This window comes from Bacillus sp. LR--39 (assembly GCF_053613335.1).
Map to the genome: position 1 here is coordinate 1,606,636 of NZ_JBSIOT010000001.1, position 18,158 is coordinate 1,624,793.

Annotated in this window: 18 protein-coding genes and 2 riboswitches; of the genes, 6 read left to right on the plus strand and 12 right to left on the minus strand. The window is 46.1% G+C overall.

All coding sequences use genetic code 11. The features are described from left to right. Positions 1–5: 5 nt before the first annotated feature. The 4 genes from ACWHAR_RS07520 to ACWHAR_RS07535 all read right to left on the minus strand — a co-directional run bounded on the left by ACWHAR_RS07520 (position 6) and on the right by ACWHAR_RS07535 (position 3,922). Positions 6–635, minus strand: a complete 630-nt coding sequence (locus tag ACWHAR_RS07520; protein WP_032874703.1) for a methylthioribulose 1-phosphate dehydratase — start codon at positions 633–635, stop codon at positions 6–8. Then, on the minus strand, positions 593–1,297 hold the full coding sequence (mtnX, locus tag ACWHAR_RS07525; RefSeq protein WP_032874701.1) for a 2-hydroxy-3-keto-5-methylthiopentenyl-1-phosphate phosphatase: 705 nt from the start codon (positions 1,295–1,297) through the stop codon (positions 593–595). Before mtnX ends, ACWHAR_RS07520 begins: the two co-directional genes overlap by 43 nt. Further along, positions 1,294–2,508 (minus strand): 2,3-diketo-5-methylthiopentyl-1-phosphate enolase, encoded by a 1,215-nt coding sequence (mtnW, locus tag ACWHAR_RS07530; protein ID WP_032874699.1) that lies wholly within the window; start codon positions 2,506–2,508, stop codon positions 1,294–1,296. Before mtnW ends, mtnX begins: the two co-directional genes overlap by 4 nt. 81 nt (positions 2,509–2,589) lie before the next feature. Further along, positions 2,590–2,689: riboswitch (SAM riboswitch) on the minus strand. Positions 2,690–2,725: 36 nt separating this feature from the next. Then, on the minus strand, positions 2,726–3,922 hold the full coding sequence (locus ACWHAR_RS07535) for a pyridoxal phosphate-dependent aminotransferase (protein WP_014417575.1): 1,197 nt from the start codon (positions 3,920–3,922) through the stop codon (positions 2,726–2,728). 91 nt (positions 3,923–4,013) lie between these two features. Between ACWHAR_RS07535 and ACWHAR_RS07540 the strand changes: the two genes are divergently transcribed. From ACWHAR_RS07540 to mtnA, 3 genes are all read left to right on the plus strand, one after another. Beyond that, positions 4,014–4,793: a carbon-nitrogen family hydrolase gene (locus ACWHAR_RS07540; protein WP_032874697.1), complete on the plus strand. Its 780-nt coding sequence runs from the start codon at positions 4,014–4,016 to the stop codon at positions 4,791–4,793. Positions 4,794–4,885: 92 nt separating this feature from the next. Then, a riboswitch (SAM riboswitch) is annotated at positions 4,886–5,040 on the plus strand. Between the two features lie 109 nt (positions 5,041–5,149). Continuing rightward, positions 5,150–6,334, plus strand: coding sequence for an S-methyl-5-thioribose kinase (gene mtnK / locus ACWHAR_RS07545; RefSeq protein ID WP_014417574.1), 1,185 nt, complete (start codon positions 5,150–5,152; stop codon positions 6,332–6,334). Between the two features lie 6 nt (positions 6,335–6,340). Continuing rightward, a complete protein-coding gene (mtnA, locus tag ACWHAR_RS07550) occupies positions 6,341–7,402 on the plus strand; it encodes an S-methyl-5-thioribose-1-phosphate isomerase (RefSeq protein WP_007610944.1) in 1,062 nt (353 codons plus the stop codon). 241 nt (positions 7,403–7,643) lie between these two features. On the opposite strand, the gene ACWHAR_RS07555 is transcribed toward mtnA, so the two are convergent. Next, positions 7,644–8,141, minus strand: coding sequence for a methylated-DNA--[protein]-cysteine S-methyltransferase (locus ACWHAR_RS07555; RefSeq protein WP_032874695.1), 498 nt, complete (start codon positions 8,139–8,141; stop codon positions 7,644–7,646). Next, entirely contained in the window at positions 8,138–10,357 is a 2,220-nt protein-coding gene (locus ACWHAR_RS07560; protein ID WP_032874693.1) for a PAS domain-containing sensor histidine kinase, read from the minus strand. Before ACWHAR_RS07560 ends, ACWHAR_RS07555 begins: the two co-directional genes overlap by 4 nt. A gap of 255 nt (positions 10,358–10,612) precedes the next feature. On the opposite strand from ACWHAR_RS07560, the gene ACWHAR_RS07565 reads away from it, so the two are divergent. Further along, positions 10,613–11,635 (plus strand): acyltransferase family protein, encoded by a 1,023-nt coding sequence (locus ACWHAR_RS07565; protein ID WP_032874691.1) that lies wholly within the window; start codon positions 10,613–10,615, stop codon positions 11,633–11,635. Between the two features lie 40 nt (positions 11,636–11,675). On the opposite strand, the gene ACWHAR_RS07570 is transcribed toward ACWHAR_RS07565, so the two are convergent. From ACWHAR_RS07570 to htpX, 4 genes are all read right to left on the minus strand, one after another. Beyond that, positions 11,676–11,846, minus strand: coding sequence for a hypothetical protein (locus ACWHAR_RS07570; RefSeq protein ID WP_007610936.1), 171 nt, complete (start codon positions 11,844–11,846; stop codon positions 11,676–11,678). A 1-nt stretch (position 11,847) separates the two neighbouring features. Continuing rightward, positions 11,848–12,522, minus strand: coding sequence for a DUF421 domain-containing protein (locus ACWHAR_RS07575; protein ID WP_032874689.1), 675 nt, complete (start codon positions 12,520–12,522; stop codon positions 11,848–11,850). A gap of 94 nt (positions 12,523–12,616) precedes the next feature. After that, positions 12,617–13,969 (minus strand): TrkH family potassium uptake protein, encoded by a 1,353-nt coding sequence (locus ACWHAR_RS07580; RefSeq protein ID WP_007610933.1) that lies wholly within the window; start codon positions 13,967–13,969, stop codon positions 12,617–12,619. 158 nt (positions 13,970–14,127) lie between these two features. Next, positions 14,128–15,021, minus strand: a complete 894-nt coding sequence (htpX, locus tag ACWHAR_RS07585) for a protease HtpX (RefSeq protein WP_007407207.1) — start codon at positions 15,019–15,021, stop codon at positions 14,128–14,130. A gap of 147 nt (positions 15,022–15,168) precedes the next feature. Between htpX and ACWHAR_RS07590 the strand changes: the two genes are divergently transcribed. Both ACWHAR_RS07590 and ACWHAR_RS07595 read left to right on the plus strand, forming a co-directional pair. Next, positions 15,169–15,870 carry a DUF1836 domain-containing protein gene (locus tag ACWHAR_RS07590; RefSeq protein WP_032874687.1) on the plus strand — a complete coding sequence of 234 codons (702 nt, stop codon included), beginning with the start codon at positions 15,169–15,171 and terminating at the stop codon, positions 15,868–15,870. A gap of 134 nt (positions 15,871–16,004) precedes the next feature. After that, complete coding sequence (locus tag ACWHAR_RS07595) at positions 16,005–16,199, plus strand: alpha/beta-type small acid-soluble spore protein (protein ID WP_003154717.1); 195 nt, start codon at positions 16,005–16,007, stop codon at positions 16,197–16,199. A gap of 6 nt (positions 16,200–16,205) precedes the next feature. Here ACWHAR_RS07595 and ACWHAR_RS07600 read toward each other — a convergent pair whose 3' ends face one another. Together ACWHAR_RS07600 and sigI are read right to left on the minus strand one after the other, a co-directional pair. Then, complete coding sequence (locus tag ACWHAR_RS07600) at positions 16,206–17,375, minus strand: anti-sigma factor domain-containing protein (RefSeq protein ID WP_014417566.1); 1,170 nt, start codon at positions 17,373–17,375, stop codon at positions 16,206–16,208. After that, positions 17,372–18,127: an RNA polymerase sigma factor SigI gene (gene sigI, locus ACWHAR_RS07605; protein WP_003154719.1), complete on the minus strand. Its 756-nt coding sequence runs from the start codon at positions 18,125–18,127 to the stop codon at positions 17,372–17,374. The genes ACWHAR_RS07600 and sigI overlap by 4 nt, the downstream gene beginning before the upstream one ends. Between the last annotated feature and the right edge of the window lie 31 nt (positions 18,128–18,158).

The following is an 18,158-nucleotide window of genomic DNA, read 5'->3' on the forward strand; positions in this document are numbered from 1 at the left end:
TCCTTTTATTTTACCAGCTGCGGACGAAGTGACAGAAGCTTGAGGTGACAGCTGAATAAAAATTCATAGGCTTCCAGCACCCTTTTCGCTTCAAATGCGGTCCGCCCCCATGCCGTAATGCCGTGATTGCGGATTAACACCGCGCCTGCGCCGGCGTCCGCATGGTGTGCGAAGTTTTCGGCCAATGCCGGGATGTGCGCCGGATTGTCAATGATCGGAACGGTCACGGACGCGTTTTCCTCCCATAATCCGAGCGCCTTAATCATCTCCTGCCCCTGAAAAGTGATTTGTTTTTCATCCCCGTAAAGCTCTGAGATGACATTATTATTGACGGTATGGACATGCAGACAGCAGCCGGCGTCTGTCTTTTGGTATAAGTAAGTATGGAGAAGCGTTTCCGCTGAGGGTTTTAAAGAATGGCCGGTCTCAGCGGGCTTCCCGTTCTTATCGATTAAGAGAAAATCTTCGTCTGTTTCTTTTCGTTTGTCTTTTCCGCTCGCCGTAACGAGAAAAGTCAGCGGCCCGTCGGATACTTTGATGGAAAGATTCCCGCTCGTTGCCGGGAACCAGTCTCTTTCGGCCAGTTCGCGTTTTACCTCGGCAAGTTCGCGCCAGCGTTCTTCTTTTGCAGCCATGCCTGCACCTCCCCGATGTTTTCAATGCCTGTTTTCACCTCATGAAAATCTTGAAAAGGCAGATGCCGGAGGCCGAGTTCTTTGCATTCAGTCAAAAGATAATCTCTCGCAAAGCACATATCCGATAACTTTGCAGCCTCGACATCCGTGACCGAATCACCGATCATAACGAGAAATTTCTGCTGATCGGATAGCTTACGGATGACTGACGGTTTGCAGCAGCCGCATTGATTGGTACATTCTCCGTCACAGGCGTGCGGCCAGTCTATATGAATATATTCATTGTCAAAGGATGCATGATTGCAGAAAATCCGCTCCTTTTCTACGATCCCTTCCAAAAGCGGATGCACAAAAAAGTCCATTCCCCCGCTTACGATATAAAACGGGAGGCCGTTTGACCGGACAAACGAGACAAAATCCAAAAAGCCGTCCCGTATTTTCGCATCCTTCAGGATAAAACCGGTCAGTTCTTCTTTTAAGCTGCTCGGCAGCAGTCCGAACATCCGTCCGACTCCTTCTTGGATTGATATGCTTTTAGACAGAACACCGTCTTTTATTTCAAGCCACTCAGGAGGCGCGAATTCTTTCATCATGCTGACAATGTTGTCGTTCATGGTGACCGTTCCGTCGAAATCACAAATAATCAGCGGTGTGCGGGTCATACGGCTTCCACCCTTCCCCATTTGTCTAACGCGAGCTGAAGATCTTTGCACGACGCGGCTTTTTCTTCAATCGGCTGTGCTTCAAGCACCGCATCAATGACGGCGCGGAACGCTTTTCCGCCGCCCTCGGCTCCTTTCGGATGGCCGTGAATGCCTCCGCCGGCATTGATGATGTAATCGATGCCGAAATCGCGCATCAATAATGGCACCATACCGGGGTGAATGCCTGCTGACGGGACGGCAAACGACGGATGAAAGACATCGTCTTTTACACATTCATCATGGATTGCAAGTGCGGACTCCTTCGGAAGAGCAACGGATCCGTAAGGTGACGGAAATAAACTGAAATCAGCGCCGCAATAGCGGTTCAGCTTGCCGAGCAAAAGCGCATGCGACAAGCCGTAAACGGGAGATGATGTGAACGCGCCGCTGACTGCCGGATGCGCCATGATCGGAAGCGGGATTTCCCTGTCTTCAGCAAGGCTCTGCATCACATCTAAACCGTAAGCGAACACATTCAATAAAAGCGCGTCCGCCCCGAGTTCTGCCGCGCGCCTCGCTTTATCCCGCAATTCAGCGGTCCTTCCCGTAAGGTTTACGGCATACAGCGTTTTATGCCCCGTCTCCTCCCGGGTTTCCTTCAGGACTTGTTTTCCTTCGATAATGCGGGTTTCAAACGGAGCCAGTTCATTTTCAAAGAAAATTTCGTCATCTTTAATCAGATCCACGCCGCCGAGCGCCTGCTGTCTGAGCTGATCTTTAATGTCGGCGAGATCCCGTCCGATCACGCCTTTAAATATGCTCATCAGAAGCGGTCTTTCAAATTCGCCCAGCAGTTTGCGGATGCCGTATATACCGAATTTCGGCCCGGGAAGGGAGCGTTTAAACCCTTCGGAAAATTCAAGATCAGTCAATTTTATTTTTCCGTCCAGTGACAGCTTTCCGAATACCGTCGTCAGGACGGCCGGGATATCTCTTGAAAAGTTCGCCTCGGGATAGGCGATGGTGATGACGGATTGTGTTTCGTTTTCTGAGGTTCCTTCTTTCTCCTCAACTTTTACGACCCGCCCTTTATGTTTTCTGAGCTGTTCCTGCTTCACCAGGGGCAGTTCAGTCCAGGAGCCTACCGTCAGCCCCGCCGCAATCTGTTCCGCCCGCTTTTCACTGTCCGTTGTGTCTGTCAGAAGATATGTTGCCAATACTTCGCTCATGCGTGAACGCCTCTCTTTCTTTCGCAAAACATAAAAAAACCTCTTCCGTATGAGCAGAAAGAGGCTTCGTGTTATGTCCGAATCTTATCTCTCAGCTCCTGCTGCAAGAATTAGCACCGTGCTTTATCAGTCGGTTGCCGGGCTTCATCGGGCTCGTCCCTCTGCCTGCTCTTGATAAGAATAATGATTTTATAAAGTATTTTGAATTATCGCATTGTTATCCTGATATGTCAATGCTTTTTCGGGTGAAAAGATTCAGTTTCCCGATCCGTTCCGCAGCTTCTTTAAGTCTTTCTTCACTTGTCAGAAGACCGACTCTTATATAGCCTTCCCCCCATTTTCCGAACCCGTTTCCCGCAGCGACCGCGACATCCGCTTTCTCGAGCAGCAGGTCTGAAAACGACTGTGACGTATAACCGTCAGGCACAGGGAGCCATGCAAAAAAGGAGCCCGCCGGAGCCGTCACATCCCAGCCGATATCGCGGCAGGCTTCAATCCATGCATTACGTCTCGATTCATATCTGTCATTTTGCGCTGCGACGCATGCCTGATCCGCTAAAAGAGCGGCTGCCGCCGCCTGCTGCGCCGCGGGAAACAGGCTGACAAACATATGATCCTGATAAAGGTTGATCGCTTCGATGACAGAAGCGTTTCCGACGGCAAATCCGACCCGCCAGCCCGCCATATTATACGTTTTGGACAAGGTATAGATTTCGATTCCCGTCTCTTTTGCGCCTTCGGTCTGCAAAAAGCTCAGCGGTTTATGCCCGTCAAAGCCGACGGCTCCGTACGCGAAATCATGAACGACACAAATGCCGTTTTGTTCCGCAAAACCGACCGTCTCCTCGAAAAACGCCTCTGTTGCCACAGCGCCGGTCGGATTATTCGGATAATTGAGATACAGCAGCTTCGCCTCGCTCCGCACCTTTTCAGGAATTACGCTGTAATCAGGGAGAAACCCTCTTTCTTCTGTCAGCGGCATCATTTCCATTTTCGCTTTCGCAAGGGCGACGCCTGACCAGTAATCAGGATATCCGGGATCAGGCACCAGAATGGTATCTCCCGGGTTTAAAAGACATTGCGGAAGCTCAACAAGTCCCGCCTTGCCTCCGAACAGCACGGCGACTTCCGTTTCCGGATCAAGCGTGACCCCGTACTCCCTTTCATAAAATGCAGCGGCTGCTTTTTTGAAGCTGTAAGCGCCCCGGAATGATGAGTATTTATGATTTTCCGGCCTTTCGACGGCGCGCTTCATTTCTTCAACGATATGCTGAGGCGTCGGCTGATCAGGGTTTCCCTGCCCTAAATTGATGACATCTCTGCCTTCTTTCAGCTTTTGATTCACTTTTTGCACCAATGATGCGAAAAATTGTTCCGGCAGCTGTTTGAGTACATCTGAGATTTCAAAGTTCATATTTTCACCTTCTAAAAATGTCTTGAAATGATAGTCCATCATCATATATGGTTAAATAAAAAAAGTAAAGAGAAACTTGAGGTGTTAAAAAATGAAATGGACCGTTTCCTGTTTGCAATTTGATATTTCATACGGAAATCCTTCAGAAAACTTTAAAAAAGCAGAATCTTTGATTAAGCAAGAAAGCCGCCATGCGGATGTAATCGTGCTTCCTGAGTTGTGGACGACCGGCTATGATCTCACACGGCTAGACCAGCTGGCGGATGAAAACGGCAAAGTTTCGGAACAATGGCTTAAAGAAACGGCAAAAACATACAACGTACACCTCGTTGCCGGATCTTTTGCGGTTAAAGAAGGCGAAAATGTCTATAACACCATGTACATCGCCGATAACAGCGGACAGATCGTGAAGCGGTATCAGAAAGCCCATCTGTTTCAGCTGATGGATGAACACCTTTACTTGGCAGCAGGAAACAGCGACGGTTCCTTTGAGCTTGACGGTGTCAAGTGCGCCGGGCTGATCTGCTATGATATCCGTTTCCCCGAATGGATCAGAAAGCATACGTCCCAGGGCGCGAATGTCCTGTTTATCTCTGCGGAATGGCCTCTGCCCCGCCTTGATCATTGGCGAAGCCTGCTTATCGCCAGAGCAATTGAAAACCAATGTTTTGTCGCAGCCTCTAACTGCACGGGGTCCAATCCCGATAATGAATTTGCCGGCCACAGCCTGATTATTGACCCGTGGGGCCGGATTTTAGCCGAAGGAGACCGGACGGAAGGCGCAGTCCGGGCGGAAATCGATGTGTCAGAAAGCGCGGACGTGCGGGGAACTATTCCGGTTTTCCAAGACTTGCGGCGTGATTTATATTAATTTCCAAAAAAATGTTGACAAGAATATCCGGCACCTGCTAATATTTTCATCAACTGATTAATCCGAATTGTGATACAAATCAATATATTTTTCTCTTATCGAGAGTTGGGCGAGGGATTGGCCTTTTGACCCCAACAGCAACCGACCGTAATTCCATTGTGAAATGGGGCGCGTGATTTTTGCGCCGAGACGATTGTCTCATAAGGCACGGTGCTAATTCCATCAGATGTTATCTGAGAGATAAGAGGCGGACTGCACTGTTTCAGCCTCCTTCTCTTTCAGAGAAGGAGGCTTTTTTTCGGGCGTATTCTCCGTCACGATCTCTTACTGCCACTACATAATTGGAGGGTAAATCCATGTCAGCAACTAAAACAAGTCTTTATGAACAATTAACAGAAAGCTCCGCCGCCGCGTTAGCCGTCAAGCTCGGCTTATTCCAAAGCAAAAGCACTCTGACATGCCGTGAAATCGGCGACGGCAATTTAAATTACGTCTTTCATGTTTACGATAAAGAAAACAAAAAAGGACTGATTATTAAACAGGCAATCCCTTACGCGAAAGTCGTCGGTGAAAGCTGGCCGCTTACCATTGACCGGGCGAGAATCGAAAGCAGCGCCCTCATCCGCCAGGGCGAACACGTGCCGCACCTCGTTCCGGCCGTTTACTATTCCGATACTGAGATGGCCGTCACGGTAATGGAAGACCTCTCCCATTTGCGGATTTCAAGAAAAGGGCTGCTGGAAGGGCAGCATTATCCGAACTTATCGGTTCATATCGGTGAATTTTTAGGGAAAACGCTTTTTTACTCATCCGATTATGCGCTTGATGCGAAAGTAAAGCAGCAGCTCGCAAAGCAGTTTACAAATCCTGAGCTTTGCAATATTACAGAAAGGCTTGTGTTTACAGAACCGTTTCTCGACCATGAGACAAACGATTTTGAAGAGGAGCTGCGCCCATACGCAGAAAAAGTTTGGAACAATTCCCGGCTGAAAGAAGGCGCTGACGAATTGAAAGCCATCTTTCTGAATTCCGCGGAAACATTGGTTCACGGCGATCTGCACACGGGAAGCATCTTCGCAGATGAACATGAAACAAAGGTGATTGATCCCGAGTTTGCTTTCTTCGGACCGATCGGGTTTGACATCGGCCAATTTATCGCCAATCTGCTCTTAAACGCCCTCAGCCGCGACGGTGACGACAGACAGCCGTTATATGACCATACTGCCGCCGTATGGGATACATTTGTGAAAACATTCAGTGAAGCATGGGAGAAAGACTGCCTGCCTTCCCGCAGACACCTGCTGGAAGACACACTGAAAAACGCGTTTGAGGAAGCGGTCGGTTTTGCGGGATGCGAATTGATCCGGCGCACGATCGGACTCGCCCACGTGGCTGACTTAGATGAAATCACTCCGTTTGACAAACGAATCGAACGGAAGAAGCTGGCGCTTGACATCGGCGCCTATTATATCGAAAACAGAAAAAAACTGAAGCATATCACCGAGGTTCTGGACCAATTTAAGCTCCGTGTAAAGGAATGATGCAGCATGACCAATGAATTTGCCATCCCCCGTTCTGTAGAATGGAAAGAAACCTACATTCGCATTTTAAATCAGCAAAAGCTTCCCGACGTCACTGAATATGCGGAACTTGAAACAAAGGAAGATGTATTCGACGCGATTGTCACGCTGAAAGTAAGGGGCGCCCCGGCCATCGGTATAACCGCGGCGTTCGGGCTCGCGCTCTCCGCCAAGTCGTTTGAAGCCCGCGACCTTTCAGATTTTCGACGTCAGTTCGCCGACGTCAAAGCGTATTTAAACAGTTCAAGGCCCACTGCCGTCAACCTCGCGTGGGCGCTTGACAGACTGACGGATTCCATCAGGGATGCGATCTCAATCAATGAAGCGAAGACAACGCTCGTCCATGAAGCCATTCAAATTCAGATTGAGGATGAAGAAACATGCCGTATGATCGGCCAAAATGCGCTGCACCTTTTTAAAAAAGGCGACCAGATCATGACCATCTGCAATGCGGGCTCGATCGCCACAAGCCGGTACGGTACGGCGCTTGCTCCCTTTTACTTAGCAAAACAAAAAGACCTCGGCCTTCATATCTACGCATGTGAAACAAGACCCGTTCTCCAAGGATCACGGCTGACGGCGTGGGAGCTGATGCAGGGCGGAATTGATGTCACGCTCATTACCGACAGCATGGCCGCCCATACAATGAAGGAAAAACATATTTCTGCGGTCATTGTCGGCGCTGACAGAATTGCAAAAAACGGTGATACGGCCAACAAAATCGGAACGTACGGCCTCGCTATTTTGGCAAACGCCTTTCAAATTCCGTTTTTTGTGGCCGCACCGCTTTCGACATTTGACTTGCAGATTGAAAACGGCGATCAGATTCCGATTGAAGAAAGAGATCCGGATGAAGTCAGACAGATCTCCGGCATACGCACCGCTCCCGAGGATGTGCCGGTCTTCAATCCGGCCTTTGACATCACACCGGGCAGCCTGATTTCCGGCATTATAACCGAGAAAGGAATTGTGACCGGTTCTTACACGGAAGAAATTGAACAATTATTCGCTGACTGCCAGCTGAGCTGAAAAACCGCTGATGATGTTGCCTCAGGCAATGTCAGCGGTTTTTTTGTCTGCACAATGTAATCACTTCATCTTTTTGGACGGCTGTAATGAGATGCATTTTAAAAAACAGCTCTGCATAACCGGCTATCTTTTGCGGACGGCTCATTTTCATCAGGCTTCGTCCTCCTTTTTCATCAGACCAACTTTTTTCACTTAATAAAATGATATGTCGGACGTGAAAAAACGGAACGTGCCATACGCTTTATTTTTCTTTATAGGATATTTGTTCGATGTTCAGCAGCACCGCTTTTACATCCGTCTTCGTGCCAGCGTATCCCGTTAAGGCGCTGTTTTTGCCGATTACCCGATGGCACGGGATCAAAATCGGCAGCCGGTTTCGTTTATTGGCTTGTCCGATGGCGCGCACCGCTTTCGGTTTTCCGATCGCTTCAGCCATATCGCCGTAGCTTCGGGATTCCCCGTAAGGAATCATCGTCAGCGCGTTCCATACCCTTTCCTGAAAGGGTGTGCCTTTTTGTCTCAGAGGCAGAGAGAATTGCTTTCTTTCTCCTGAAAAATATGCTGTCAGCTGCTGTTTCGCCTCCGACAGCAAAGCGGTTTCGCACGGCTTTACGCCGGGCGCGCCTTTCCGCCATTTCTCAAACTCTTCCCCGGTGAGAAACAGGCCGGTAATAAAGCTCTCTTCCTCTGTTACGATGACGGTTCCAAACGGCGCTTTCACACTTGTAAAACAGATCATTCCCCGCTCCTTCTTTCTTCCGTATTCTGCCGGACCGGAAGCGTCAAATGAAAAACCGTGCCCTTCCCTTCTTCACTTTCCACATGAATGCGGCCCTGATGCTCTTCGATGATTTTATAACTGACCATGAGGCCGAGGCCCGTTCCCCTGTCTTTTGTCGTGTAAAATGGTTCACCCAGACGTTTTAATTTGTCTTCGGAAATGCCTGTTCCTTCATCTTGAATAGAAATCAAAATGTGGTCTTGATCAGAAGACTGAATGGTCACGTAGATATTGCCGCCGCCCGGCATGACTTCAATTGCGTTTTTTAAAATATTGATAAACACCTGTTTTAATTGATTCGGTTCACAGTAAATCGGCGGGATGTTTCCGGTCAGGTTCAGATGGATCTGCACATTAACAAGATTGGCCTGGGCATTCAAAAGATCAGCCGTGTCTTTCATAATCTGCGTCACGTCTTTTTCTTCATATAATATCGCCTGAGGTTTCGCTAAAATTAAAAATTCAGTGATGATAGACTCGATGCGTTTTAATTCTGAGGTAATGACGTTAAAGTACAGAGAATATTCACCTTCAATGCTTCCTTGAAGAAGCTGAATGAACCCTTTCAGCGCCGTCATCGGGTTTCTGATTTCGTGGGCGATACCCGCCGCCAGCTCCCCTACAACATGAAGAGTGTCGGATTTCCGCAGCCTCTCTTCAAGCTCTTTGGCCTCTGTGACATCTTTAAAGATGGCCAGATTCATATTTTGAATGATATTTCTTTTGAAGGAGAATTCCAGTTTGCGGCTGTCGCTGCTGCTTAACAGGAAGGGGATTTCATTATCCATTCCTTCTAAATCAATCTTTCTGGCGGGAACACCCGCGTTTTCAATATCAAATAAAGAAAGAATATCCGGAACGGTGTACGCTCTCAGCTCCTCATCCGGCATACCGAGTATACGGCTTGCGAGAGGATTCGCGTCAATAATGCGGAATTGGTTGTCAAATAAGACCTTGCCGTCCATTGAGCCGTTGAATACTTTTCTGAATTTCAGCTCGCTTTCCCGCAATTCTTTTTCCATCCGCTTACGATCACTGACATTTCTTAAAATGGTTAAATGCTGACCTTCAAGTATGGTTCGTTTTGATGTGAACTCAAGCTCTTTAAATTGGCCGTTTGCCATCTGAAACAGCATTTCTTCACGGATTTCTCCGTATTTTTCATATTTCTTCTTAATCTGCTTGTATTTTTTCTGCGGATCAACGATAAACGTACATAAATTCCGCTCCACCAGCTTATCCATCGGCAGTTCGAAAATGCGGCACGCCGATTCGTTTGCTTTGGCAATCTTTCCGTCATCAGACCAAATGACAATCGCGTCCATGGCGTTTTCAAAAATTTCGCGGAATCGCTCTTCGCTTTTAAAGAGTTTCAATTCCATCAACCGTTTCTCTGTTATGTCTCTCATAATAGACATGTAGAACCCGCTGATTAAGTTGGACGTAATCGTAAATTCAAACAGCTTCTCTTCGCCGGACCGAAGCTTGACAGGCAGTTCTCCTTTGGCGTTTCCTTTTCTGCGGAGGGTTTCCCAGATTTCTTTCAGATGCTTTTTGTTTTCTCCGTCGGTAAAATGGCGGAGCGACAGATGGGACAATTCATTCTGGCCGATCTCAAAGCTTTTGCAAAAAGAGAGGTTCGCATCAATAAACCCGCCGTCCTTATCAAACAGCACGATGCCGTCGACAGCCCTGTCAAACAAATCTTTAAACAGCTGCTCGTTCATGGAGAATTCGCGCTCTAATATTTTTTTAGAGGAGATATCCCTCATCACCACAAAAAAATAATCCTCCCCAATTCCGTCTCTGGCGAGGAATTCAATGTATTTCGTCGCGCCGCTGTCAAGCTTAATCGGCACCTCTTTCCACAGATGGCCTTTTTTTAAAAACTTTTTCACGGCCTTATTCAGTTCTTCCTGAGGCACGGAATATAAAAAATCCAGGACGGAGCGGTTAATGAGGCTCTCTGCCTCAATCTGCATCATCCGGGCCGCAGCCTCGTTCGCCTGGACGATTTTCATTTCCTTACGGCATATAAAAATGGCATCAAGCGTGTTATTCATAATCACGTGATACCGGTTCAAATCACTCTTCAGGCGGTCATTTTCCTCTTTCATCCGCTTCAGCTGCTCTTTCAGCGACTCTTTTGTTTGCAAATCCAGAGTTTCAGCCATTCAGTACACTCCTTCTTCAAAAACCTATCCTTCAATATTTCTACAAAATACCTCATCTTCCTTCATTCGCCCTATACATTTCAGAAAATTTCAATGATATGACAAGTTAAAGTCTTTTTCTACGATCCTTACCTCCCCATTACATCATCCTAACAATCCCTTTTGTCCTCCTTCAATTTTTTATTTTTTATTTTAAAATGAACAACAACAGGAAATAATCATGCAGTGGATGATTTTTGAAGAGAAGGTGATGCTATGACAAAATCGCGAGACAGTTACTTTGACAACGCCAAGTTTATCTTGATTTTTCTGGTGGTGTTCGGCCATATCCTCCGGTCATTTATTAACGGAAATGAGTTTATGCTCCATCTCTACAAATTCATTTATACTTTTCATATGCCGGCCTTTATCCTGGTTTCCGGCTATTTCGCAAAAAACTTTAAGCGGAAAGGTTATGTGAAGAAGCTGGCTGTGAAGCTGATTATTCCGTACTTGATTTTTCAGGGCATTTACTCAGTTTTTTACTATTTGATTCAGGATGAAAGCATGGCAAGCGTCAATCCGATTGATCCGCAGTGGTCTCTCTGGTTTTTAGTCAGCTTATTCTTTTGGAATCTGCTACTTTATCCCTTTACGAAGCTGCCGAAAATGTGGGCGCTTGGGGCGAGCTGCGGGCTTGCCGTCATGATCGGGTATCTTGATTTTATCAGCAGCACACTGAGTCTTTCACGGACGTTTGTCTTTCTTCCGATGTTTCTCGTCGGGTTTTATTTAAAGAAACAGCACTTTGATTTGCTTCGGGCTAAAAGAGGCAGGCAGATTGCCGCGGGCGTACTGGGGATTGTTTTCCTCTTATGCTGGTGTATTGATTTTGATTACTCGTGGCTGTTCGGATCGGAGCCTTATTCTACATTCGGCACAGTGTCGCTGTTGAGCGGTCTGTCGCGCATCGGCTGGTATGTTTTGGCCTTTGCCGCCACTTTCAGCTTTTTAGCGCTCGTTCCGCAAAGGCGTTATTTCTTTACGAAATGGGGTACGAGAACGTTTTACGTGTATCTGCTGCATGGATTCATTATAAAAACGCTGCGGCAGATCGGGCTTGAAGATCACTTGTCTGATTATCAGAATTTAGTCATGCTCTTAATTTTAACGGCCGCTCTTACGTCCATTCTCTCCAGCAATGCGGTGAAAACGGCCGCACAGCCGTTTATTGAGCTGCGGATAACCGGTTTGCTTGAAGCGGTGAAAGGAACAAGAAACGGTGCTTATTTGAAATAATGCAAATACCTCTTAAGCGTTGCCGCCTAAGAGGTATTTTTTATTGTTTGCCGTCTTCTTTTTTCTTTGGCTTCGTCTGTTCAAGCGTTTCAATCCATTTTCCGGCGTTATAATCACCGAGCTCGCTTGCAAACTCTTCTTCAAGCAATTTAGGGTCCATCGGCTTTTTATGGTTTTGCATGTCTTTGCTGTGGCGGTTTTTTTTCGTCATGTTACTCGCCTCCTTGTTTGCCGTGTTTTGATTTGCGGTTTGCGCCTCTCAGTCCGGGATCACCGTCATATTGTGTTTTGTATGCATCTTTGTCCATGCTCTCAGTCGGTGTGTTGTTGTTGGTCAAAGCTTCATTCTTTGCTGCTTTGCGTTTCATTTGATTTCCTCCTTCTGTCAGCAAATCTGTTTTGAATTCATCAAGCATTTCTTTCAAGTCGCGCACTGTCACGTTTTTGGCCTCATCAATGAGTTCATAGCCGATCTGTCCGTTCGGCTCAAGCAGCACATATTTAAAATCTTGAATGTCTCCGAGGCCTTCCTGCCTGATCCTCATTGACAGCTGAGCTTCGGTAAAACGCATTTTTTTTAAGTTTTCCGGGATGATTTTTCCGTTTCTGACAACGGCGACGGTTTTTCCTGAAAATAAAAACTCAAAAAAACTTGATTTGATTTCTAAATATTCCATCAGGATTAATACCGCAATAAAAATCGCCGCCGCGAAAATGGTTTCCCATAAATTATGTTCAATAAACGGCTGAATAATAATCGAGCCGATCGAAATCATGATGACTGTCTGGGTCACCGACAGCTGGCTGATTGATTTCCGTCCGGCAATCCGCAATAAAAAGGTACCGACCGCTATCATAATTACCGACTTCCAAAATACGGCAAACAATGACGTCACCTCTTTACAAGTAGAATCTCCAAAAAAACTGTTTCCACACATCCATTTTACGGCAATAAAAAACACCGCTTTCTGAAAAGCGGTGTCAGCCGATAATCATTCTTTCCTTCGGATAGTGATAATTTGCTTCGATTTCTTTTCGGCCGATCAAATAAAGGAACGTCAAAATGCCGATCCGGCCGATAAACATCACAATCATGATCACGCATTTTCCGATGTCGCTTAAATGCGGAGTAATCCCAAGCGACAGGCCGGTCGTTCCAAATGCGGAACACACTTCAAAAAGCAGTCCGAGGAGCGTCTGATTTTTCTCCGTCACGGACAGAATCAGCGTCGATCCGAACACGAGCAAAATCGCCATCATCGTGACGACCAGCGACTTCATGACATCAGCCTGATGAAGCTCGCGTTTAAAGACCTTGACCGCTTTATTCCCCCGGGCAAAATGAAACAGGGCAAGCAGGTTAAGCGCAAATGTCGTCGTACGGATTCCGCCGCCGACCGAGCTCGGTGATGCGCCGATAAACATGAGGGCACAGATGAAAAATAATGTCGGCGCCGACAGCTGGCTGATATCAATTGTCGCAAGCCCGCCGCTTCGCGTAGCGGTTGATTGAAAGAGACATAAAAATAAAACATCATGCCAGCTTTTCCCCTTCATGACATGGCTTGCTTCAAGCGCGTAAATGCCCACGGCTCCGAACAAAACGAGCATTCCGAACGTAACGGTCGTAATTTTCGTAAACAGCGTGAATGAGTATCTGCGCTGTTTTGAAAACAAAAAGTCTTTTACTTCTACGAGCACCGGAAAACCGATCGCACCGAAAATAATCAGAAGCATCGTAATAAACTGCACGAAATAGTCATGTCTGAACGGGACGAGTGAATTTCCCGTAATATCAAAACCGCCGTTTGTCGTGGCGCTGACGCTCGCAAAGAATCCGTGCAAGTACGCCTGTTCAAACGAATCATAATACGTTAAAAAATATGTTCCTAAGATGATGCCGCCTAAAAACTCGATTAATAAAATCAAAAACAGCACTTGCTTCATCAGGTTGACGATACCGGAAAACTGCGATTGATTCTGATCCACCATGATGAGCTTCCGTTCCCGCAGACCGATCCGTTTGCCCATAATGAGCCAGACGAATGTTCCGAGCGTCATGATGCCGATTCCGCCGAATTGAAGCACGAAAGCCAAAATGACAATCCCGGCCGTGCTGAATGTATCAGCCGTGTTGACGACCGTTAAACCGGTGACACTGACTGAGCTGACAGCCGTAAACAGCGCGTCTATAAACGACCAGCTGGCCCCTTGTTTGTGGGCGGCCGGCAGACTTAGCAAAATAAATGCCACCGTTACAGCAAGAAAATAATATAATGCAATCAGCTGTGCAGGCGACAAGATCTGTATGAATTTCTTCAGTTTTAATTTCATAAGATAGTTCCTTCTGCCTCTCAAATGTAGTACGTAATTATTCTAATGATATTGGGAGAATTTTTAAAGGTCTTTTTAGAAAGATTTTTCATTACCTTATGTAATTTGCCGATCTTTAAACAAAAAACCTCTGAAACGATTGTCAGAGGTTTTGTTGATTATTTTGCTTCCAGCCTGCGGATGCGCTCATCGAGATCAGGGTGTGTGGAGAACAGTGACGAATGCTTTTTGCCGTTAATTTTTAACGTCTGCACCGCCGTCTGGTCCTCTTCATTCACATGTCCTGTATAAGACTTCAGCGTACGCAGGGCGTGAATCATTTTATCCTTGCCGGCAAGGTCTGCACCGCCGCGGTCAGCGTGAAATTCTCTATGACGCGAGTAGGCGAAGACGACAAGACTGCCGAGAATGGAAAAGATAATCTGAAACACGATCATCGCGATAAAGTGAACGACCGGCGCGAGGTCTTCTTTGACAAAGCGGCTTGCAACCCATGCCGCGATTCGGGAAAGGAATACGACGAACGTATTGACGATTCCCTGCAGCAGCGTCATCGTGACCATATCACCGTTTGTGATGTGTGCGACTTCATGGGCAAGAACCCCTTCCACCGCAGCATCATCCATCTGTTGCAATAAACCTGAAGAAACCGCGACAAGCGAACGGCGCTTAGAAGGCCCGGTCGCAAAAGCATTGACCTCCGGGGAATGATAAATGCCGACTTCAGGCATTTTCGTCATCCCTGCGGCACGGGACAATCTGTGCACACGGTCAACCAATTGCTGTTCTTCATAGCTGAGCGACTGTTTCTTCGGATTTAACACCCGGACGCCCATCATCGTTTTGGCCATCCATCTGGACATTCCGAGAGAAATAAAAGAACCGACAAAACCGACGACAAGACTGAACACGAGCAATGCCATCAGATCAATGCGCCCATTTTGAATATATGAGCCGACACCGGTAACGCTTGTAATAATCGTAAGCACAATTCCGATTGTCGTAATGACCAAAAGGTTCGTTAAAATAAACAGAAATATTCTTTTCGCCATAATTACCTCCGTCTTTTTTAAGATCAAAAGAACTTATTTACTTAAATTATAAATGATCTGTTTGAAAATGCAACAATTTCGACGTATGATGTTAATGTAATTCTCATTGATATTAGAAAGTAACACGTAATCAATCAGAGGTGAACCATGAACACGTTTAAACTGACCCGAACTGATATGGTCCGGCTTCTTTACGCGTTAAAAGGCCAAGGAGACGCAACCCCTCTCCAAATCTTATTGCAATCAGCGGATATGACCTTGGATGAAGCGGAAAGCCGTCTGCATATCCCTGAATTTCTGACGAGATTCGAACGAAAAAAAGAGAAAAAGGAATACGGGCTTTCAACTAACGAGATTGTCGAGCTGGGAAATCTGTGCGAGCTGACGTCTTTAAAATCAACCGCCGTCCAAAACTGGGTGAAGCGCGATATTAAAGATTTAATCGGCCACCCCTTACTCGGCAAAAAATATACAATTGAACAAGCTGTCATCCTTCTCATTGTACGTGATTTAAAATCAATTTATGACTTCGAACATATACGCGGCATATTAAAAATCGCTTTTAACACGATAACAGACAGATCAGATGACGTCATCAGCCCGATCAGCTACTATGAAAGCTGCGCCCAAGTGATTGATTATCTTCATCATAAGGCAAACCCGCCGATGAAGGAAACGAGCCTGCAGGAGCTCGTCGAAGAGCAGACGGACAAGCTCAAAGGCTGCTTTAAAGAACTCGGAAACGGACAATGGAACGATATCAGATCCATAATCGCCGTCACGGTGCTCTCCGTTTTGACTTTCCATATTCAAGCCTCAGCCTACAAAATGATCAGCCATTTATTATAATTCATAACGCTTCTTCGCCCCGGTGTCTGCGCCGGGTTTTTTTGCTGTACAACAATTGCCAGCATAATCAATACCGTTCCGTTTGAAACTAAAATGCGAAAACACATCTTGCCAGAGAAAAGGAGATGAAAAAGATGGCGAGCAGAAATAAACTCTTAGTTCCAGGGGCTGAGCAGGCTCTTGACCAATTTAAATACGAAGTGGCTCAAGAATTCGGCGTGAACCTTAGCTCTGATACAGCAGCACGCGCAAACGGCTCTGTAGGCGGGGAAATGACAAAACGTCTTGTACAGCAGGCTCAATCACAATTAAACGGGAAAAATCAATAATGCAGCTTATTCGCCGGGACTTCTCGGCGAATTTTGATATTTATCGGCATTCTCCTTTCCGTGCCGGTAGCCGTTCGGATTCCTCCGGTCTGACGAATCTTCATGATGCCGATAGGATTCCCAATGTTCATTGCGATCATGATTCCAGTAATGATTGTAATACTTTTGCTTAGGCTCTTTGTCATTTCCGTTTTCCTGAGGATTTTGTGTTGGGGGCTGCTCTGTTTCCCCATCTTGTTCCTTCTGTGTGTTTTCCTCTGATCCGGAAGCTGCATTTTTTTCGGTTTGCTGATTGCCGTCCTGACTGTCCGGCTTCGCTTCTTCCGTACCGGGCGTTGTTTCATTGTTTCCCGGCTTCTCTGCTGCCTTTTCTTCATCAGGAGCTGTCTTTTCATCAGCCGCCGGCTTGTCTGTGTCCGGCTGCTCGCTTTGATCAGCGTCTGTTTCGGTATCTTTTTGATCTGTTTCATTGCCGTCGGTTTGCTTTTCAGGCTGTTTTTCTTCTGTTTTCTTTTCGTTTCTTCTTATGTAGCTGCCTGTTGACATCCCTTCCTGTTTTGCTTTTTCTCTTGTTTCCATATCAGATTCAAGCGATTGGACCTGGTAGGTGCCCTTATATTTTTCAGTCATGTCGGCCAGCTGTTTTTTAACGCCTTTTTTATATGTATTGTCATCTGTATTTTCATAAACCGTGGAAATTAAAATCTCTTTTGATTCCTTTACATATCCATGCTTGCTGCAATCGGTAATAATATTACTGATGACTTCCTTAAAATCGCTGCTTTTCCAATCTCCAATGTCACTGATGACCTGTTTGGCGTCATGGTTCAGCGGTGTCAGTTCAATGACTTCATATTTGCTGTTTAAAGCCATTTCAATGCTGGGATTAATGTCAAGCGTCATATACGCGTAAGCTTTGTTATCAGAAAAAACCGGGAGCAAAATTAAAATAAACAAAATAATAGCAGTCATCGTAAACACTCCCAATTTAAAAGGGCGCAGTTTCAGAAAATCAAAAAAGCTGGCCCTTCTTCCCATACGCGTTTCGCCTTCGAACGTAATTTCCTCTCCGATTTCACAAGTGCGGTGATCATTTTTTGTTTTTAAAAATTGTCCGTCAGGGGTTAGCAACGTGACGAATTTTTTATTTTTCTCTACTATGATCCCTCTTCTCATGAGTGCAACACCCCTTTAAGATAATCTTTTAAATAAATATAATCACCGGTAATAATAATACTCATGGCGATGATATATTTTCGGTTCCGTTCGATCGTTTTTCTGCTGACCGACACGAGCTGCTCCAACTGTTTGACAGGAAGCTGTTTTTTCTGGTGCAAAATGGACGCCAGCTCTTCATTTTCAACAAGCGTGTAGGCTACCTTAATCGCATTCTGCCTCGCATCTGTATGCTTCGGCGATTGTTCCAGCAGCTCTTTAAAAGACAGGCCGTATTCTTTCAGCTGCTTCTGAAAAAAAAGAATTTCTTCCCGGCGCTGTTCCTGTTCTATCTGTTTGCGGTATTCATCAATGGAAAGCTCCGCTTCGATAAGGCTCTGCGAAGATTCCTGGTCGTCGCCTTCCTGCACATCCATATTGATATGCTGAGCGGTTCTTGCTTCTTTTCTGATATAGTCTATCACTTTTCTTTTTATAATCAGCTCTGCAAATGCAAGCAGCGAATTACCTTTTTCAGCCGAATACTTTTCAATGGCTTCGTTAAAAGCGATCAGCCCGATGCTGAATTCGTCGTCTTTTTCATCTATATATCGTTTACAAACGGATGAAACCGTCTTCGCGATAAAAGGCTTATATTGCTGTATTAAATCGTTCTGCAGATCTTTGTCGCCTTTTTGTATTTTTTCAACAGATGTTTCAAGCGTTTGCTTCTTTTTTCCCAATTTAAACAAAAGGCTAAGCACTGGTTTCACCTCAGTTCCTCCCTATAACTACTCATAATCA